The sequence below is a fragment of the Microbacterium sp. Root61 genome (genome assembly GCF_001427525.1).
GTDB lineage: Bacteria > Actinomycetota > Actinomycetes > Actinomycetales > Microbacteriaceae > Microbacterium.
The window spans coordinates 3,137,365-3,155,610 of the sequence record NZ_LMGU01000001.1; the positions used below are offsets into that span (position 1 = coordinate 3,137,365).

Here is an 18,246-nt window from a genome sequence, read left to right on the forward strand (position 1 = left end):
CCGGTCGCCCCGAGGCGGGCTGACGCGGCGTCAGCCGTTGAGGCCGAAGAGGTCCAGCGGGTGCGTGAGCCGCCACCAGGGCGACGGGCCGTCGATGTCGTCGGAGAGCCGCAGATCGACGGTCGTCGAGTCCAACGGTCCGCGCACCGACAGTGAGCCGACCGTGTCGCCGGCCTTCCGGCTGTCGTCCAGGGCGTAGGTCGTGGTGACTTCGCCCACGCCACCGTTCCAGAGGATCACGTCGGCATCCGCCGCGGTGAGCACGTTCGCCTTCGCACCCCACAGCGTCTTGACTGTTCCGGCGAGAGTGTCAGCCGTCACCGAAGGGCGCAGCTGCAGCTCCTGCTCGAGCTGGGCGTACAGCGCGCGCGAGGCCTCGACACGGGTCGCGTCGTCGGGCTGGCCGAGCACGGAGGCGTAGAGGCGCACGGCGGTGTCGCCGACCGTGATGGTCTTGGCGGAGAGGAGGTTGTACCGATCCAGCGACCCGGTCTTGATGCCGAGCACGCCGGGGTCGACGAGCAGCCCATTGGTGTTCTCGACGAGCCCCGCGCCGGGCAGCTCGACGGACTGCTTGGCGACGATCTCGGCGATCACCGGGTTGGCGAGGGCCCGCTCGGCGAGCGGGATCAGCGCCTCCGGGCTCGCGACGTTGCCCATCTCGATGCCGGACGGATCCACGATCGTCACCCCGGGCACGCCGTGCGTCTCCAGCCAGCTCTGCGCCGCACTGGCGAAGACCCGGTCGTTGGGCCAGAGGTTGCCGGCGAGCCGGTCGGCATAGTTGTTGGCCGAGCCGATCAGCATGCCCTCCAGCAGCTGGTATTGGGTCAGCGTGCCGCCCACCGGCACGTCCAGTGCGGACTCGCCGTTGGCCCGGTAACTCCAGTACCGCGTGCGGTCGGCGCCGGTGAAGGCGTACTCCGGCCCCTGCTCGCCGAGCGCGAGCGGCATCCGGTCGAGCACCAGCAGCGCGGTGACGACCTTGGTGATGCTGGCGATCGTGTCGGCGTCGGTCGTGGACGCGGTGACGCCGTCGATGCCGGCGACCTCGACGGCGGCGCTTCCCACGGCCGGCCATGCCGGAGTCGTCACGGGTGCGGCCACAGGCTGCACCGCGACCGCGGTGATCTCGGGTGCGACCGAGTGCAGCGGCCAGAGGAGCGTCGTGGCCGAGTAGCCGCCCAGCAGCAGCGCGATGATCCCGACGGGGACGAGCACGCCGGGGCGCCACGGCGAGCGGCGGGGCGCGTCGGAGAGCAGATCGGCCGTGACGGGCACATACGGCGCGGTGCTGTTCTCGAGCGCGGGAGTCGCGCGGGTGAGCGAGAGGACGGATGCCTCATCCACCCAGCCGAAGGCCACGCGCGGCGCGGCCGGGGCCTTCTTCGGCGGGCGTCCGCCGGACAGGTCGGAGGCGGGCGGCAGCGGTGCAGGGGGCAGTGCGTCGGATTCGACGGTGAGCACACCTGACGGGATACCGGAGGCCCCGGCATCCGTCTGCTGTCGCAGCATACGTCGCGAAGGCGCGGGGGCGTCGTCGTGGGTCACCTGCCTAAGTTACCCCGCCGAAGGTCGCGCTATACTCAACGGCACAACCACGGGAGTCCGGTGAGCCGGGCTGAGAGGAAGCGAACCACGCTTCGACCGTCGAACCTGATCTGGATCATGCCAGCGCAGGGAGGAGTCAGAATGAGTGTTTCCACGCCCACGTCCGCTTCGAAGGATGAGCTTTCCGCACGCCGCGGATGGGGGTCGATCGTCTGGCGGTGGCGGGTCGTCGACATCGTCGTGGCCAGCGTCATCGGAGTCGCGTCCGGGCTGATCTTCCTCCTCTGGAACATCGGCTACCTCGGCCCGAAGGCGATCCTCGAGCCCCTCCTGCCCGGCCTGCAGGGCCTGCTGGACGGACCCTGGCTGTTCGCCGGAGTGCTCGGCGCACTGATCATCCGCAAGCCGGGTGCCGCCATCTACACCGAGGTGCTCGCCGCGGTCGTCTCGGCGCTCATCGGCAACCAGTGGGGCGGCTTCCTCACGCTCGAGGCGGGCTTCATCCAGGGCCTCGGCGCGGAGGCCATCTTCCTGCTCTTCTTCTACCGCCGCTGGAGCCTGCCGGTCGCGATCCTCGCCGGTGCCGGGGCCGCCTTGGCCGGTGGCATCAACAACCTGCTGCTCTGGTACGCGGGCGCCGACGTCACGTTCACCGTGGTCTACCTCGCCAGCACCGTCGTGTCCGGCGCGGTCATCGCGGGAGGACTCTCGTGGGTCCTGGCACGGGGCATCGCCGCGACCGGGGCACTCAACCGCTTCGCGTCGGGGCAAGAGGTCCAGGCGCGCGTGTAGTCGTGGCCGCTCTCACCCCGGCGTCCGTCGAGGCGCGCGATTGGGGCTGGCGCCACTCGGGCCGACATGCCTGGGCGGTGCAGGATGCCTCGTTCCGCATCGACCCCGGAGAACGGGTGCTGCTGCTCGGCGCCTCGGGCTCCGGCAAGACGACGCTGCTGCACGGCCTGGCCGGGGTGCTCGGCGGCGACGAGGAGGGCGAGTCCGAGGGCGCGCTGCTGATCGACGGCGTCCCCGCCGCACGGGCGCGGGGGCGCGCGGGACTCGTGCTACAGGATCCCGACTCGCAGGTGATCCTGGCGCGCGTGGGCGACGACGTCGCGTTCGGATGCGAGAACCTCGGCATCCCGCGCGGGGAGATCTGGCCGCGGGTCGAGGCGGCGCTGGACGCCGTGGGGCTGGACGTGCCGCTGGACCGCCCGACCAAGGCGCTCTCCGGCGGACAGAAGCAGCGCCTCGCGCTGGCCGGCGTCGTCGCCATGCGCCCGGGACTGCTGCTGTTGGACGAGCCGACGGCCAATCTCGACCCGGCCGGGGTCGAGGAGGTGCGCGAGGCGGTCAGACGTGTGCTGGATGCGACCGGTTCGACGCTGGTCGTGGTCGAGCATCGCGTGCAGGTGTGGCTGCCGCTCGTGGACCGGGTAATCGTGCTCGGGCAGGGCGGTGTGGTGGCCGACGGCTCGCCCGCGGCGGTGCTCGGTGCCCGGGGCGCGGAGCTCGCCGCGGCGGGGGTCTGGGTTCCCGGGCTGCCGCCGGCGCACCCGGCTCCACCCGCGGGTCGTCCGGGCGAGGTGCTGCTGCGCGCCGATGACGTCTCGGTCGGGCGCGTGCGGGGGGTGGCCGTGGCAGCCGGACTCTCGCTGGAGGTGCCGGCGGGTGCGGTCACGGCGATCACGGGTCCGAACGGCGCGGGCAAATCGACGCTCGGCCTCACCCTGGCCGGGCTGCTCCCGCCCGTGCGCGGAAAGGTCGCCGCGGCGGCGAACCTCGCCGACGGCATCGCGGCCGCGCCGATCGACTGGACGTCGCGCCAGCTGCTGTCCCGCATCGGCATGGTCTTCCAGGAGCCCGAGCACCAGCTGCTGGAGACGACCGTCCGGGCCGAGCTGGAGGTCGGGCCGCGCGCGCTGGGGCTGGCCCCCGACGAGATGGACGCCCGGGTCGATGACCTCCTCGAGCGGCTGCGCCTGGCGCCGCTCGCCCGGGCGAACCCGTACACGCTGTCCGGCGGCGAGAAGCGGCGGCTCACGGTCGCGGCGGCGCTGGCCAGCCGGCCGCGCGTGCTGGTGCTGGACGAGCCGACGTTCGGTCAGGATGCCCGCACGTGGGCGGAGCTCGTGGCGATCCTCGCCGAGCTGCGCGACGCGGGGTCGGCCATTGTGACGATCACGCATGACGAAGAGGTGGTGCGCGCCCTGCATGCGCGCACCTTCGCACTGGACGGTGCGTCATGACACTTCTGGAGACCCGCGCGCGGACGGGAGCGATCGCCCGCATCAATCCGGTCGCCAAGCTGGGGGCATCCGCTCTCATCGCGATCCCGCTGATCCTGACCCTCGACTGGGTCTCGGCCGCGACAGCTCTGCTGCTGGAGGCTCTGCTGCTGCCGTTCGCGGGGCTCGGCTGGCGCGAGTTCTGGACGCGCACCTGGCCCGTGTGGCTGGCCGCGCCGCTGACGGCGCTCACGATCGCGCTGTACGGCGAGGCGTCGGGGCAGGTCTACGTCGACTGGTTCGTGGTGCGCGTCAGCGAGGGCTCGCTCGAGCTTGCACTCGCGACGTTCTTCCGCGTCCTCGCGATCGCGCTGCCCTCGGTGGTGCTGTTCGTGACGGTCGATCCGACCGACCTGGCCGACGGCCTGGGGCAGGTGCTCCGGCTGCCCTCGCGCTTCGTCATGGGGGCTCTGGCCGGCCTGCGCATGATCGGGCTGTTCCTGGACGACTGGCGCGCTATGGAGCTCGCGCGCCGTGCGCGGGGGGTGGCGGATGCCGGCCGCCTGCGTCGCTTCCTCGGGATGGCGTTCGCGCTGCTCGTGCTCTCGATCCGGCGCGGCTCGAAGCTCGCGACCGCGATGGAGGCGCGCGGCTTCGGTGCGGACGGCGAGCGGACGTGGGCGCGCGAGTCGCGGTTCGGCGCACGCGAGTGGGCGTTGATGGGCATCGGCCTCGCGATCTCGCTCATCGCCGTGACGGCCGCGGTCCTCGCCGGCACGTGGAACTTCGTTCTCGGCCCCTCGGCCTGACCCGGGCGTTGGCGTACCGAGCTCAGGGTGCGAGTGCCTGATAGGCGTCCTTGAGGGCGGGGTAGTAGTCGTCCCACGCGACCGTGGCGACATCCTTGCCGTCGTGCGCGGCGACGAGCCGGTCGAGGTAGTACTCCCAGCCCGGACCGATCGAGCCGACGTCCTCGCCGGGGTTGAGGCGCTGCCCGAAGGTCAAGGTCGTGCCGGCGGCGTCCTCGTGCAACTCGAACCACAGATGCCATGCCCCGGCGCCCATCGACGTGTCGCCGGCGAATCGCCGTGGCGGATCGCACTCGAGGATCGCGTACTGCTCGGCCGTGGCATCCGCCGACTCGGCCGTCATGAAGAAGTCGACCGTGCCGCTCGCGGGGTCGCCCTCCCAGCGCCCGATCCAGCGCTCGAGCCGGTCGGACACGGTCAGTTCGCGCCAGATCTCCGCCGCCGACGCGGCGAAGTGGCGGGTGAGGATGAGGTTCGGCCGCCCGTCGATGCGGGTCACGGTTCCGCGGATCTGCGTCATGTCGCGTCCCAGAGCTCTCGGTAGTATTCGAGGCGCTCGCGGTCGGGCTCGACCCCGTAGGCCTCGATGAGCGTGTCATCCCACCCAGGGCCATAGTTCCACTCCGTCGACATCGCCGCCACCGCGATGTCCGCCCAGCGATCCGCGACCCCGAGGGCGCCGAGGTCGACGTGGCCGCTCCAGCGTCCGTCGTCGCCGACGAGTGTGTTGGGGCAGCAGGCGTCGCCGTGGCAGACGACGAGCAGGTCGATCGGCGGCGGTGTGATGAGCGAGGCGGGGACTCGGATGCCGCGACTCGCGGCATTCGTGATGCGGCTGGGTACATCCCACCGGAAGTGGCAGCGACCCACCGGGAGCGCGTCGTGCAGGGCGCGGAGCCCTTCGCCGACGGCGCGGACCGCGGTCGCCGCATCCGCCCGCCAGCGGCGCGCCACCGCGCTCTCGCCCTCGAGCGCCGCCGTCACGAGGAACTCCGTCGTTCCGTCGGCCCCGTGCGCGAGCACCCGGGGCACAGGGGTGTACGCACCCGCCCACGCCATCCGCTCCGCCTCGGCGGCGAAGCTCGACTCCGCGTTGCGCGGACCCCACTTGATGTAGCGCCCGTCATCGGTGCGGAAGGTCAGGCCGCCGATGCCGTTCACCCAGACCGGGGTCAGTTCTGCGCCCTCCGCAAGGGCGCGCACCTGGATCGGCACCTCGACCGAGTCGGTGGGGATCGACATCTGCCTATTGTCGCCCCGACGCCGCCGATTCGGACGGGTTGGCCCGGTTTTCGCCCCGGCGCCCTCGGCGCACCCCGGCGCGACGACCCGCCAGCCACTCAGCCCAAGAGGGCCTCGCGCAGGAGGAGGGCATGGTTGCGATCGGGGTCGTGCACGCCGTACAGCAGCGTGACGACGTCATGCCCGGCGATCGCAGCCCGCAGGTCGGCGATGGCGGGGTTGCCCGCGACCTCGGCGCGGTACGCCTCGGCGAACTCCGCCCAGTCCAGGCCGTCGTGGTGGTAGGCCTTACGCAGCTCGGTGGAGGGCGCGGCGTCCTTCGCCCACAGGTCCACAGCGGCGCGCTCCTTGGTGAGCCCGCGCGGCCAGAGGCGATCGACCAGTACGCGCCATCCGTCGTCGGGGGTCGCAGGTTCGTAGACCCGCTTCACTCGCAGCTCCATGGGGACAGTCAACACCCGAGCGGCGGGACTAGCCTGGACGCGGCGGCATCCCCGTTCTCGGATGGAACTGAGTGCCGCGTAAGCTGACACAGGATGTCGCGACATCCGCGGTCTGTTCGAAGGAGAGCACATGGAAATCACCGGAACCAGCGCCCTGGTCACGGGCGGCGCGAGCGGTCTCGGCCTGGCCACCGCCCGTCGCCTCGCGGCTGCAGGAGCGGTCGTCACGATCATCGACCTGCCCTCGTCGGCGGGCGCGGACATCGCCGCCGAGCTCGGCGGATCGTTCGCCCCGGCCGATGTCACCGATCCGGCGCAGGTCGCCGCGGCCGTCGAGATCGCCGCCCAGGCGGGTCCGCTGCGGGTCGTCGTCAACTGCGCGGGGATCGCCCCGCCGGCCAAGGTGCTCGACCGCGAGGGCAACCCGGCGCCGCTCGCCGACTTCGAGCGCGTCGTGCGGGTCAACCTCGTCGGCACCTACAACGTCATCTCCCAGGCCTCCGCCGCAATGGCACGCACCGACGCGGATGCCGCGACCGGCGACCGGGGCGTCATCGTCAACACGGCCAGCGTGGCGGCGTTCGACGGGCAGATCGGTCAGCCCGCCTACTCCGCGAGCAAGGGCGGCGTGCACGCGATGACGCTGCCGATCGCCCGCGAGCTCGCCCGCTACGGCATCCGCGTGCTCACCATCGCGCCCGGCATCATGGAGACCCCGATGCTCAAGGGCCTGCCGCAGGCCGCGCAGGACTCCCTGGGTCAGCAGGTGCCCTACCCGTCGCGTCTCGGCCGCCCCGACGAATACGCTCAGCTCGTGATGAGCATCGTCGAGAACGGCTACCTGAACGGCGAGACCATCCGTCTCGACGGCGCGATCCGCATGGCACCGAGGTAAGGAGCACGATGAGCGATTCTCTGCTGTACACCGTCGAGGACGGCCTGGCCCGCATCATCCTGAACCGTCCCGCGCGCCTCAACGCGTTCGACGACGAGCTGGCGGAGGCGTGGGATGCCGCGACCGCCGACGCGGTCGACCGCGACGACGTCGGGGCGATCCTGGTCGGCGCATCCGGACGCCACTTCTGTGCCGGCGGTGACGTCATGGCGATGGCCATGAGCGGGATGCACGGCTCGGACATCACGCGGCTGGCCGGCGTCATCAACCGCGGCATCACCGCGCTCACCGGTTCGGCCAAGCCCGTCGTCGCCTCGGCGCAGGGCACCACAGCCGGCGGTGGCCTGGGCATCCTGCTCGCCACCGACTACGCGGTGGTCGGGGAGAGCTCGCGGCTCGGCAGCCTGTACGCGAACATCGGGCTCACCCCGGACCTGTCCGTCTCCGCACAGCTGGCGCGCGCCGTCGGCGAGCGGCGGGCGCTGCAGCTCGTGCTGCAGGATCGGATGCTGTCCGCCGAGGAAGCCCTCGAGTGGGGCCTGATCGCCGAGGTCGTCGCCGACGACCAGGTGGAGGCTCGCGCCGAGGCAATCGCGCGATTCTGGCTGGACGGAGCCTTCGCGGCCTACGGCCAGGCCAAGCGGCTCGTCCGCGACGGCTCGCGCTCGGAGTTCGCCCACCAGATCGACGCCGAGGCGCAATCGATCGGGACGTTCCTGGACACCCCCGAAGCACAGGCCCGGATCGCCGCGTTCGCCGCCGCATCGACCCGCCGTTCCGCCGAGAAGGAGACCCGATGACCGACAAGCCGCTCTCCGGCAAGACCATCCTGATGTCCGGCGGCAGCCGCGGCATCGGACTGGCGATCGCCCTGCGCGCCGCCGCGGACGGCGCGAACATCGCGCTGCTCGCCAAGACCGACACCCCGCATCCGCATCTCGCCGGCACCGTTCACTCGGCGGCCGAGGAGATCCGGGCGGCCGGCGGCAACGCCCTGCCGATCGTCGGCGACGTGCGCAACGACGACGACATCACCGAGGCCGTACTCAAGACCCAGGGCGAGTTCGGCGGCATCGACATCGTCGTGAACAATGCGTCGGTCATCGACCTGTCCGGCTCACTCGACCTCGGAGCCAAGAAGTACGACCTGATGCAGGACGTCAACGTGCGCGGCACGTTCATGCTCTCGCGCGCGGCCGTGCCGATCCTCCGGGAGAGCGCGAACCCGCACATCCTGTCGCTGTCGCCGCCGCTGAACCTCAACCCGAAGTGGTTCGGGGCGCACACCGGCTACACGCTGGCCAAGTACGGCATGACGATGGCGACGCTCGGCATCGCCGCGGAGTTCGCGAAGGACGGCATCGCCGCCAATACGCTGTGGCCGCGCACGACGATCGCCACGGCCGCGGTGCAGTTCGTCCTCGGCGGCGATCAGCTCATGAAGGTGAGCCGTACGCCGGAGATCTACGCCGATGCCGCGTACCAGGTGCTCATCCAGCCCGCCCGCGACTACTCGGGGCAGACCCTGATCGTCGAGGACGTGCTGGAGGCCGCGGGAGTGACCGACTTCTCCGGCTACGCCGCGGTGCCGGGTACACCCGACGAGCGGATGTACCCGGACATCTTCCTCGACTGACGCCGCGCGACTCAGGGGCTCGTGAGGATCACGAGCCCCTGAGTCGCGCGCGTCATCGCGACGTAGCGGTCGACCGCGCCCTCGATGCCGGTGCCGAATCCGTCCGGGTCCACGAGCACGACGAGGTCGAACTCGAGACCCTTCGCGAGCTCCGGCGTCAGCGATCGCACGCGCGGCGTGCTCGCGAACGCAGGGGCGCCGATCACGCACGCGACGCCCTCGTCGTGCGTGTCGAGCCAGCCGTCGAGGATCGACTGGAGCCGCGTGATCGAGTCGCGGAGCACCGGGATGCCGCTGCTGCGGACGGATGTCGGCACGTTCGCGTCCGGCAGCACCGCACGGATGACGGGCTCGGCCTCCGCCATCACCTCCGTGGGCGTTCGGTAGTTGATCGTCAGGCCGGCCACGGTGACGTGCGTGACCCCCGCCTGCTCCAGCCGCTCCTCCCAGGACTGCGCGAACCCGTGCCGGGCCTGAGCGCGGTCGCCGACGATCGTGAAGCTGCGCGACGGGCAGCGCAGCAGCAGCATCTGCCACTCGGCATCCGTCAGCTCCTGCGCCTCATCCACGACGATGTGCGCGAACGGGCCGGCCAGCTCATCGGGATCGGTGCGCGGGAGTGAGGCCTCGTCGACCAGAGTGTTCTGGAAGTCCTGGCCGCGCAGCATCGACATGACCGCCATCTCCGAGTCGTCCGCCGCGATGAGGTCCTCGACCACCCTCTCGCGCACCTCCTGCTCGGCGGCGAGCTGTGCTTCCCGTCGACGACGCCGTCGGGAAGCCCCCGGATCCCCGACCCGCTGTCGGGCCGCGTCAAGCAGCGGGAGATCCGAGACGGTCCAGGGAGCGGCATCCGATCGCTGCAGCGCCGCCACCTCATCGGGTGCGAGCCACGGGGCGCAGCGGCGCAGATACGCCGGCACCGACCACAGATCACTCACGACCTGGGCGGGATCCAGCAGTGGCCATGCCTTGTTCACGGTGCGCATCAGGTCGTCGTTCTGCAGCAGCGAGCGGCGCAGGAGGGCGGGCGGGACATCGGAGTCGTGCAGGTCCACGAGGATCGCCAGCAGCGCCTCGACGACGTCATCGCGGGCATCGTTGTGGGTCGCTCCCGGTTCGGCCGCATCGAACGCCTCGGCCCAGTCGTCGGGCGTGAGCACGACCTCCGCCCACGGGGTCGCCACCACCATCCTCCGGGTGGGCGGCTCCTCGTAGAGCGCGACGGCGGGCTCGATGGCGGTCACCATCGCCCCCGTGGACTTGAGCTGCGCCACCCGTGCGTCGGGTTCGACCACCGCCGCGGCCCCCTCCGGCACGAGATCGCGCAGTGTGCATGTCTCCACGCCCTCTTCGCCGAGCCCGGGCAGCACGTCGGCGACGTAGTCGAGGTAGGGCTGGTGCGGACCGACGAACAGCACGCCGCCGCGGCTGCGGGCCAGCCGTGGGTCGGCGTAGAGCAGGTACGCGGTGCGGTGCAGTGCGACGACGGTCTTGCCCGTGCCGGGACCGCCGTCCACGACGAGGGCGCCGCGCGACCCGGCGCGGATGATCGCGTCCTGGTCGGCCTGGATCGTCGCGAGCACATCGCGCATCCGGCTGGACCTGCTGCCGCCCAGGCTCGCGATGAACGCGGACTGGTCGTCGAGGGCCGCACGCCCCACCAGGGCGTCGGGCGCGAACACCTCGTCCCAGTAGTCGGTGATCCGACCGTGCATCCAGCGGTAGCGGCGACGGCTGGTCAGGCCCATCGGGTTGGCGTGGGTGGCTCCGAAGAACGGCTCGGCCGCGGGGGAGCGCCAGTCCATCAGCAGCTGCCGTCCGGCGGAGTCGGTGAGGCCGAGGCGCCCGATGTACAGCGGTTCGGAGTCGTCGTCGCGCACGATGTGGCCGAGGCAGAGGTCGATGCCGAAGCGGCGCAGGGTGTTCACCCGGGCGGTCAGGCGGTGGATCTCGAGATCCCGATCCAGAGCGGCCTGACCGCTGCCGCCCTGCTCGAGACGCGCGGTGTCCAGCCGCCGGGTCAGGTCGGCGATCGATTCGTCGAGGGTGGCGGCGATGGCCGCGAAATGCTGTTCGTCGCCGCCGATCAGGGTGGGATCCGCCTTGGCGGCGAGGTGAGGGGAAAGGTCGAACACGGTGTCTGTCAGGGGTTTCATGGCAATGATTCCGATCTCGCACGTGCACGCCGCAGGTGGATTCGCGGCGCGCAGCCGACCAGTATGCGCCGTCAGGGGGGCCTTGCGGCAAGCCCCCCATCGCGGGGGATAATGGAGGAGGAAGGACGCTTCGCCTCTGCGTGCGACGCTCTTCCTCTCCGCAGCCACTCGGGTGGCGGCATCCGTCGGATTGACTCGTGCGGTCGTGGCCGCCTATGGTGACTGAGGCCGTACCGGCCGTGGACGAACAGGAAGGCAGGTGAGCGCGATGTCGAGTCATAGTTGCCGCGCCACCGTTTCGTCTTCGCTGGTCGGCTCTTCTTCTCTTCGCTGATCTCCGCAAGCAAGCGGTGGCGTGACGCATGCGTGGCATGCGCAGTCTCCGCGGCATCCGCTCTGCGATGCCGCTTGCAGAACATGAGTGATCGAGGTGAATGATGATGGCACTGGTCGATAACGCCGTGTACGTGGACGGACTCCGTACGGCTGACCCCGCAGATGTGACGGACACGTGCGAGGTGGTCCGCGACCGTGGGGGAATGGCCTGGATCGGTCTCTATCGGCCGGGCGCCGACGAGATCCGGGAGATCGCGGAGGAGTTCTCGCTGCATCCGCTCGCCGTCGATGACGCGCTCGCCGGGCATCAGCGCGCCAAGCTCGAGCGCTACGGCGACACTCTGTTCGTCGTGCTGCGTCCGGCCCGCTATCTCGACGACGTCGAGCGGGTCGAATTCGGCGAGCTGCACCTGTTCGTCGGCCCGGACTTCGTCGTGTCGATCCGCCACGCGGAGTCGCCGAACATCGCGCGGGTTCGGCGGCGTCTCGAGGGTGAGCCGGAACTGCTCGCGCTCGGCCCCGAGGCCGTGCTGTACGCCATCCTCGACGAGGTCGTCGACGACTATGGACCGGTCATCGCCGGCCTCGAGAACGACATCGATGAGATCGAGGACCAGCTGTTCGCCGAGGAGGGCGTCTCGCGTCGGATCTACGAGCTCTCCCGCGAGGTCATCGACTTCCAGCGGGCATCCCAGCCTCTCGTCGGGATGCTCGAGGCGCTGCTGCGCGGGTCGGAGAAGTACCAGGTCGACCTCGAGCTGCAGCGCTACCTCCGTGACGTCCTCGACCACACGTTGCGCATCGTCGAGCGGGCCGGGGCCTTCCGCGCGATCCTCGAGAACGCGCTGACGGTGGAGGCGACGCTCGTCGCGCAGCGGCAGAACGACGAGATGCGACGCATGACCGAGCTCAATCTCGCGCAGAACGAGGAGATCAAGAAGATCTCGTCGTGGGCGGCCATCCTGTTCGCGCCGACGCTGATCGGAACGATCTACGGCATGAACTTCGACCACATGCCCGAGCTGCACTGGACGTGGGGCTACCCGTTCTCGCTGGCGCTCATGGTGGGGATGGGCGCGGCGCTCTACGGAGTGTTCAAGTACCGGAAGTGGCTGTAGGACGCGAGCTCAGCCGACGCGCCCGTCGAGGACGTCGACGGGCTTGACCGCCACGCCTCCCGTCATCCGGAGCAGGATCGTCGAGGTCAGCACCCCGGCGGCGAGGATGCCGGCCAGCACCACCAGTTGGAACTGGCCGGCCTCCAGCGGCGACGCCCCGGCGAAGACCGCGCCCACGAACGCGCCGGGCAGCACCACGATGCCGGTCGTGCGGGTCTGATCCACTGACGGCAGGAGCGCGGTGTGGGTCGCTCGGCGGGCGAGGGTCCGGGTGGCCTCCCAGGGCGTCGCCCCGAGGGCGAGCCATCCCTCCACCTCGTCCCACTGTCCGCGGAGCGAGGCGCCGTAGATCCGCTGCGACAGGATGGCGACGGTCATCGTGTTGCCGATCACGATCCCGCCGACCGCCAGCGCGTAGCGCGGGGTCAGAGCGAGCGCACCGGTCCCGAACACGACCGTCATGACCACGAGCGGACCCACGGTCATCGCGAGGGCGAGCGGGCCGACGCGGCGCCACGGCGCACCCGCGCGTCGGGCGGCGGTGAAGACGGCCGCGGCGAGCATCACGACCAGCCCGATGCCGACCCACAGCGGGCTCTGAATGATGCCGGTGAGCACCAGGCTGAGGGCCGCCAGCTGCAGCACCGCGCGGGCCAGCGCGGAGGCGACCGACCACACCCCCGGCACCTTCATCGTGCGCAGGCCGATGGTGGCGATCGCGGCGAGCAGGGCGACCGCGATCAGGGTCACCCACCACGCCGGCACGCCGTCCATGGACAGACTGTAGGTCCGCGAGCCCTGCGTCGGCACCCCTCTCGGCCGCGCGACCCCTGCCGCGGCATTCGACCGCGATCTGGTATCCCAGACACCGACCGCGCGGGGGCGCTGGATCCCGGGCGAGCCCTGCAGTGGAATGAGCGTGTGAGCATGCTGACCGACCTGGCCGACCTCGAGACCGTCGGTGCCGACACGATCCGCGGCGGCTTCTCGCGGCACCTGTGGCAGCCCGCCGACCTCGAGATGCGCGAGTGGTTCACCGCCCGCGCGGCCGCGCTCGGGCTGGATGTCGAGCACGACCGCAACGGCAACATCTGGGCCTGGTGGGGCGCCCCGCAGGACGGCGCGGTCGTCACCGGCAGCCATCTCGACAGCGTGCCCGGCGGCGGCGCGTTCGACGGTCCGCTCGGTGTGGTCAGCGCACTGGAGGCCGTGTCGAAGCTGAAGCAGGCCGGATTCCGTCCGACCCGATCGCTCGCCGTCGTCGCGTTCGCCGAGGAGGAGGGGTCGCGCTTCGGCGTCGCCTGTCTCGGCTCCGGGCTCATGGCCGGCACGCTCGACCCCGACCGCGTGCGGAGCCTGCGCGATGCCGACGGCACCACGTTCGCCGAGGCCGCCGCCCGCGTCGGGTTCTCCACCGACCACCTCGGCCACGATCCCGAGGCGCTGGCGCGCATCGGCGTCTTCGTCGAACTCCACATCGAGCAGGGTCGTGGGCTGATCGAGCTCGGCAGCCCGACGGCGGTCGCCTCCAGCATCCTGGCCCACGGGCGTTGGACCCTGACCTTCCGCGGGCAGGGCAACCATGCCGGCGCCACGCTCATGGCCGACCGCGACGACCCCATGGTCACCGCGGCGCGCGCTGTGCTGGAGATCCGCGAGGCCGCCTGGCGCTCCGACGGCTCCCGCGCAACGGTCGGGCGCATCCAGGCGGTGCCCGGCGGCACCAACGTGATCGCCTCCTCGGTCACGCTGACCCTCGACGCCCGTGCCGAGTCCGACACCCAGACGCGCGAGCTCGTGGCCGACATCGCCCACCGCGTGGGCGCGACCGAGTTCGTCGAGGACTCCTGGACGCCCCGCGTCGACTTCGACCCCGCCCTCGCGGCCCGGCTGGCGACCGCCCTGGGGGATGTCCCGCTCCTGCCGACCGGGGCTGGACACGACGCGGGCATCCTCTCCAGCCTCGTCCCGACGGCCATGGTCTTCGTGCGCAACCCGACCGGGATCTCGCACGCCCCCGAGGAGTCGGCCGAGCTCGCCGACTGCCTCGCCGGCATCGACGCGCTCGAGACGGTGCTGCGGGAGCTGCTGTGAGCATCTGGTGCGCGCAGCTGATCGGTGACGACGGGATGCTGCGCCACCGCGTCCGCCTCACCATCGACGCCGACGGATCCGTGGCCTCGCTGCACGAGGGTGTCGATCCGGCCGACGGCGACCTGCGACTGGGCGCTGTGCTGCCCGGTGCCGCCAACGCCCACTCGCACGCCTTCCATCGCGCCCTGCGCGGGCGCACGCACGCCGACGGTGGCGACTTCTGGCAGTGGCGCGACAAGATGTACGACGTCGCCGGCGCGCTGACTCCGGAGACCTACTACGACCTCGCCCGCTCCGTCTTCGCCGAGATGCTCGTGGCCGGGTTCACCGCGGTCGGCGAGTTCCACTACGTTCACCACCGCCCCGACGGACGCCCGTATCCGTTCGAGATGGAGCAGGCGGTGCATGCGGCGGCGGCGGACACCGGCATCCGTCTGCGCCTGCTGGACACGGCGTATCTGCAGGGCGGGATCGGTCTCGAGCTGTCTGCGGCGCAGCGGCGCTTCGGCGACGGAACGGCGGAGGGGTATCTGGAACGCTGGCATGCGCTGCGCGAGCGGATGCCGTCACTCGGCGCCGCGATCCACTCGGTGCGGGCGGTGCCCCCGGAGCAGATCGAGACGATCGTCGCGGGGCTGCCGGTCGACGTGCCGCTGCATATCCATGTGTCCGAGCAGCCGCGCGAGAACGTCGATGCGCTCGCCGCCTACGGGCGTACGCCCACGCGCGTGCTCGCTGACGCGGGCGCGCTGTCGGCCAGGTCGAGTGCGGTGCACGCTACTCACCTCACCGACGACGACATCCGTCTGCTCGGCGCGGCGGCAGCCTCGATCGTGATGTGCCCGACGACGGAGGCGGACCTCGGAGACGGCATCGGTCCGGCGCGACGCCTGCGGGATGCCGGTGCGGTGCTCGCCCTCGGATCGGACCAGAACGCGGTCATCGACCCGTTCCTGGAGATGCGCGGCCTCGAGATGCACGAGAGGCTCGCGTCCCAGCGCCGCGGCAGGTTCAGCCCGCAGGAGCTGGTGCAGGCCGGCACGGCCGGTGGTTATCGATCGCTGGGATGGGCCGGGCCGCCGCTGCAGCCCGGTGGCCCGTGCGACCTCATCGAGGTAGACCTCGACTCGGTGCGCACGATCGGGTCGGACCCCCGTCAGGTGCCGCTGACCGCCACGGCGTCGGATGTGACGCGCGTCGTCGTCGGTGGGCGGGTCGTCGCCGAGAACGGCCGGCTCGCGAACGGTGATGACCCGGCGGCTCTGCTGCGCACCGCGCTTGCGGCAGTCGGCTGACGGGCGTTCCGCGGGCCGGCGCGAAATGGCCGATCGGTCAGCCTGAGTTCGCGCACGGCGGGCGCGGGACCTCAGCCCGCACCCGCTGAGTCCGCGGTACGGGTTGGTTACAGGGCGCTCTCCGGCAGCGACACGTGCTCCTCGGGAATCGTTCGCGGTCGGGGGATGAATGCGGCGACTGCCGCGCAGACGGCAGCGGCCACGAGTCCGAACACCAGGGCGAGGTGGAAGCCGGTCGCGCTCGGCACCGAGACGCCGCCGATGGTGACCGCCGATTGGGCGAGGATGGCGGCGATGATCGCGGCGGCGAAGCTCGTGCCGAGAGCGCGCATGAGGGTGTTGAGCCCGTTCGCGGCGCCCGTCTCGGTCGACGGCACGGCCCCCATGATGAGAGCGGGCATCGCAGCGTAGCCGAGTCCGATGCCGACGCCGATGACGAGATTGATGAGGAGCACGTGAGTGACCTCGAGGTCGACGAAGACGGCGACGCAGTAGGCGGCGGCGATGATGATCGCTCCCGCGACGAGAAGGGGCTTCGGTCCGGATCGACGCTGGAGGCGACCTGCCACGGGCGACATCGCGAGCATCGCGAGTCCGGAAGGCATGAGGACGAAGCTCGCGCTCAGTAGCGAGAGTCCGAGGCCACCCGTCTCGGTGGGGAGCACGAGCAACTGCGGGAAGACGATGCTCGAGGAGAACAGGGCGAATCCCATGGCGATCGAGGCGAGGTTGGTCATCAGCACCGGTCCGCGCGCGCTCACGCGCAGATCGACGAGCGGGTTGTTCCGCCGCAGCTGGTACACGCCCCACACGAGCAGGACGACGATTCCGCCGATCAGGCTGATGAGCGTGGGCGCGGAGAGCCAACCCCAGTCGTTTCCGCGCGAGACGCCCAATAGCACCCCGACGAGTCCCACGGCGAGACCCATGGCACCCAGGAAGTCGAACGCGCCGCCCGTGCGCAGCGTGCTGGGCGGGACGATCCAGATGTAGAGCAGAATGCTGACGACACCGATGCCCGCCGCGACCCAGAACAGCACGTGCCAGTCGTAGTTCTCGGTGATGAACGCGCTGATGGGCAGCCCGATCGCCCCGCCCACGCCGAGAGTGGCACTCACCAGCGCGATCGCGGATCCGAGCCGGTCCTTGTGGAGCACGTCGCGCAGGATCGAGATGCCCAGCGGGATGACTCCCATGCCGGTGCCCTGCAGTCCGCGTCCCACGATGAGCGGGCCGACCGACGTGGACAGGGCAGCGATTACGGATCCGGCTACGAGGAGACTGAGAAGTACCAGAGCGATGCGCCGCTTGCCGTACATGTCGCCGAGCTTCCCCGAGATCGGGGTGCAGATCGCCGAGACGAGCAGGGTGATCGTGATCACCCACGCGGTCTCTTCACGGGCCGCCCCGAGCAAATCGGGAAGCTCCGCCTGGATGGGGATCAGGATCGTCTGCATGAAAGACGCCCCCATGCCGGCGAAGGCGAGCACGGCGATCACTGCTCCGGGGCGCGGCTGTTTCGTCAGCTTCGATCTGTTCGTGTCAGGTGTCATATGTGGTTCCTCGGAGTGTCGCGCATTGCTTGGAGCAGAGTATCGAAGATGCGACTCAGTCTCATATTCTAGACTGGCGGAGTGACCATGGATGTTCGGGGCCGAGCCCGTGAGGCGTTCCGAGCCGAATTGGCGGAGGCCGTGCTCGCCGTCTTCGCCGAGCACGGGTTCCACAACGTGACCGTGGAACAGGCGGCGCATGCCGTCGGGATCTCGCGAGCGACGTTCTTCCGTCACCTCGGGACCAAAGAGGACGCCGTCATCCTCGCGGTCGAGTTCTCGAGCATCGACTACGCGGAGGTGATCCGCGCGCTTCCTTCGGGTGATCCGCGGTCTGGTTGGGCGCTCGTGCGGGTTGCCGTGGAGCCCACGGTCCTGCGGGTCGAGGATGATCCCGCACGTCAGCTTTCTCGACTGGAAGTCATCAACGCCGAGCCGAGCCTCCGCGCCAAGCTCGCCGAGTCGCGCCTCGAAAAGGTCGAGAGGCTGGGCAAGGCGATCGGTGAGCGAATGGATGACGCCCTCGGCGCCCGGGTGCTCGCCGCCACGGGGATGGCGGCCTTCGACCTGAGCTGGAGCGAATGGATCGCCGATCCGGCCACTTCATTCCGCGATGTGGTCGACAGGATCTTCGGTCGACTCGGCGCCTGACTCCCCTCCCGGCCCGGTGGAGAGGCGAAAGGATGAAATCCGCGGATGAAACGCGGGTCGCTGATCGGCGATCTCCGGAGCTAGATCACAGCATCCCTGAAATGCATCGCTGGCCCATCTCACGACCGAGATCACGCGGAACTCCGGGCTGCCACCGCGGACCGAGGGCCCGTGTCGGAGGGGGTCTGAGGGGTGCGCGCGATGCGCCGCGGAGGCTGCGTCCTCATCACTAGCGTCGG

The 18,246-nt window shown here is 70.7% G+C and carries 17 protein-coding genes and 1 riboswitch; of the genes, 10 read left to right on the forward strand and 7 right to left on the reverse strand.

Annotated features, from left to right (window positions below):
* Positions 1 to 30: 30 nt before the first annotated feature.
* A complete protein-coding gene (locus ASD65_RS14760; protein WP_056223790.1) occupies positions 31 to 1,551 on the reverse strand; it encodes a D-alanyl-D-alanine carboxypeptidase family protein in 1,521 nt (506 codons plus the stop codon).
* A 39-nt stretch (positions 1,552 to 1,590) separates the two neighbouring features.
* Positions 1,591 to 1,700: riboswitch (TPP riboswitch) on the forward strand.
* Here ASD65_RS14760 and ASD65_RS19340 point away from each other — a divergent pair.
* From ASD65_RS19340 to ASD65_RS14775, 3 genes are all read left to right on the forward strand, one after another.
* A complete protein-coding gene (locus ASD65_RS19340) occupies positions 1,693 to 2,343 on the forward strand; it encodes an ECF transporter S component (protein ID WP_082561804.1) in 651 nt (216 codons plus the stop codon). It overlaps the preceding riboswitch by 8 nt.
* Positions 2,344 to 2,420: 77 nt before the next feature.
* Positions 2,421 to 3,797 (forward strand): ABC transporter ATP-binding protein, encoded by a 1,377-nt coding sequence (locus tag ASD65_RS14770; protein ID WP_056225012.1) that lies wholly within the window; start codon positions 2,421 to 2,423, stop codon positions 3,795 to 3,797.
* Positions 3,794 to 4,585, forward strand: a complete 792-nt coding sequence (locus tag ASD65_RS14775; RefSeq protein ID WP_056223791.1) for an energy-coupling factor transporter transmembrane component T family protein — start codon at positions 3,794 to 3,796, stop codon at positions 4,583 to 4,585. Before ASD65_RS14770 ends, ASD65_RS14775 begins: the two co-directional genes overlap by 4 nt.
* A gap of 22 nt (positions 4,586 to 4,607) precedes the next feature.
* Here the strand turns inward: ASD65_RS14775 and ASD65_RS14780 are convergent, their stop codons facing one another.
* From ASD65_RS14780 to ASD65_RS14790, 3 genes are all read right to left on the reverse strand, one after another.
* Positions 4,608 to 5,105 carry an SRPBCC family protein gene (locus ASD65_RS14780; RefSeq protein WP_056223792.1) on the reverse strand — a complete coding sequence of 166 codons (498 nt, stop codon included), beginning with the start codon at positions 5,103 to 5,105 and terminating at the stop codon, positions 4,608 to 4,610.
* Complete coding sequence (locus ASD65_RS14785; protein ID WP_056223793.1) at positions 5,102 to 5,827, reverse strand: aminoglycoside 3'-phosphotransferase; 726 nt, start codon at positions 5,825 to 5,827, stop codon at positions 5,102 to 5,104. The genes ASD65_RS14780 and ASD65_RS14785 overlap by 4 nt, the downstream gene beginning before the upstream one ends.
* A gap of 98 nt (positions 5,828 to 5,925) precedes the next feature.
* Positions 5,926 to 6,270: a DUF488 domain-containing protein gene (locus ASD65_RS14790; RefSeq protein ID WP_056223794.1), complete on the reverse strand. Its 345-nt coding sequence runs from the start codon at positions 6,268 to 6,270 to the stop codon at positions 5,926 to 5,928.
* Between the two features lie 130 nt (positions 6,271 to 6,400).
* Here ASD65_RS14790 and ASD65_RS14795 point away from each other — a divergent pair, with 130 nt between their 5' ends.
* The 3 genes from ASD65_RS14795 to ASD65_RS14805 are packed head-to-tail and all read left to right on the forward strand — an operon-like array spanning position 6,401 to position 8,801.
* Positions 6,401 to 7,165: an SDR family NAD(P)-dependent oxidoreductase gene (locus ASD65_RS14795; RefSeq protein ID WP_056223795.1), complete on the forward strand. Its 765-nt coding sequence runs from the start codon at positions 6,401 to 6,403 to the stop codon at positions 7,163 to 7,165.
* A gap of 8 nt (positions 7,166 to 7,173) precedes the next feature.
* On the forward strand, positions 7,174 to 7,965 hold the full coding sequence (locus tag ASD65_RS14800; RefSeq protein WP_056223796.1) for an enoyl-CoA hydratase/isomerase family protein: 792 nt from the start codon (positions 7,174 to 7,176) through the stop codon (positions 7,963 to 7,965).
* Positions 7,962 to 8,801 carry an SDR family oxidoreductase gene (locus ASD65_RS14805; protein WP_056223797.1) on the forward strand — a complete coding sequence of 280 codons (840 nt, stop codon included), beginning with the start codon at positions 7,962 to 7,964 and terminating at the stop codon, positions 8,799 to 8,801. Before ASD65_RS14800 ends, ASD65_RS14805 begins: the two co-directional genes overlap by 4 nt.
* 11 nt (positions 8,802 to 8,812) lie before the next feature.
* Here the strand turns inward: ASD65_RS14805 and helR are convergent, their stop codons facing one another.
* Complete coding sequence (gene helR, locus ASD65_RS14810; RefSeq protein WP_056223798.1) at positions 8,813 to 10,960, reverse strand: RNA polymerase recycling motor ATPase HelR; 2,148 nt, start codon at positions 10,958 to 10,960, stop codon at positions 8,813 to 8,815.
* Between the two features lie 440 nt (positions 10,961 to 11,400).
* On the opposite strand from helR, the gene ASD65_RS14815 reads away from it, so the two are divergent.
* Positions 11,401 to 12,414 (forward strand): magnesium and cobalt transport protein CorA, encoded by a 1,014-nt coding sequence (locus tag ASD65_RS14815; RefSeq protein WP_056225015.1) that lies wholly within the window; start codon positions 11,401 to 11,403, stop codon positions 12,412 to 12,414.
* 9 nt (positions 12,415 to 12,423) lie between these two features.
* Here ASD65_RS14815 and ASD65_RS14820 read toward each other — a convergent pair whose 3' ends face one another.
* Positions 12,424 to 13,188, reverse strand: a complete 765-nt coding sequence (locus ASD65_RS14820; protein ID WP_056225017.1) for an ABC transporter permease — start codon at positions 13,186 to 13,188, stop codon at positions 12,424 to 12,426.
* Positions 13,189 to 13,341: 153 nt separating this feature from the next.
* Here ASD65_RS14820 and ASD65_RS14825 point away from each other — a divergent pair, with 153 nt between their 5' ends.
* The gene (locus tag ASD65_RS14825; protein ID WP_056225021.1) at positions 13,342 to 14,508 is read left to right on the forward strand and encodes an allantoate amidohydrolase; all 1,167 of its coding nucleotides are present in this window, start codon (positions 13,342 to 13,344) and stop codon (positions 14,506 to 14,508) included.
* A complete protein-coding gene (locus ASD65_RS14830) occupies positions 14,505 to 15,803 on the forward strand; it encodes a formimidoylglutamate deiminase (RefSeq protein WP_082561805.1) in 1,299 nt (432 codons plus the stop codon). The genes ASD65_RS14825 and ASD65_RS14830 overlap by 4 nt, the downstream gene beginning before the upstream one ends.
* A 107-nt stretch (positions 15,804 to 15,910) precedes the next feature.
* Here the strand turns inward: ASD65_RS14830 and ASD65_RS14835 are convergent, their stop codons facing one another.
* Complete coding sequence (locus tag ASD65_RS14835; RefSeq protein ID WP_056223799.1) at positions 15,911 to 17,356, reverse strand: MFS transporter; 1,446 nt, start codon at positions 17,354 to 17,356, stop codon at positions 15,911 to 15,913.
* Between the two features lie 87 nt (positions 17,357 to 17,443).
* On the opposite strand from ASD65_RS14835, the gene ASD65_RS14840 reads away from it, so the two are divergent.
* Positions 17,444 to 18,007, forward strand: coding sequence for a TetR/AcrR family transcriptional regulator (locus ASD65_RS14840; protein WP_235566794.1), 564 nt, complete (start codon positions 17,444 to 17,446; stop codon positions 18,005 to 18,007).
* Positions 18,008 to 18,246: the final 239 nt, after the last annotated feature.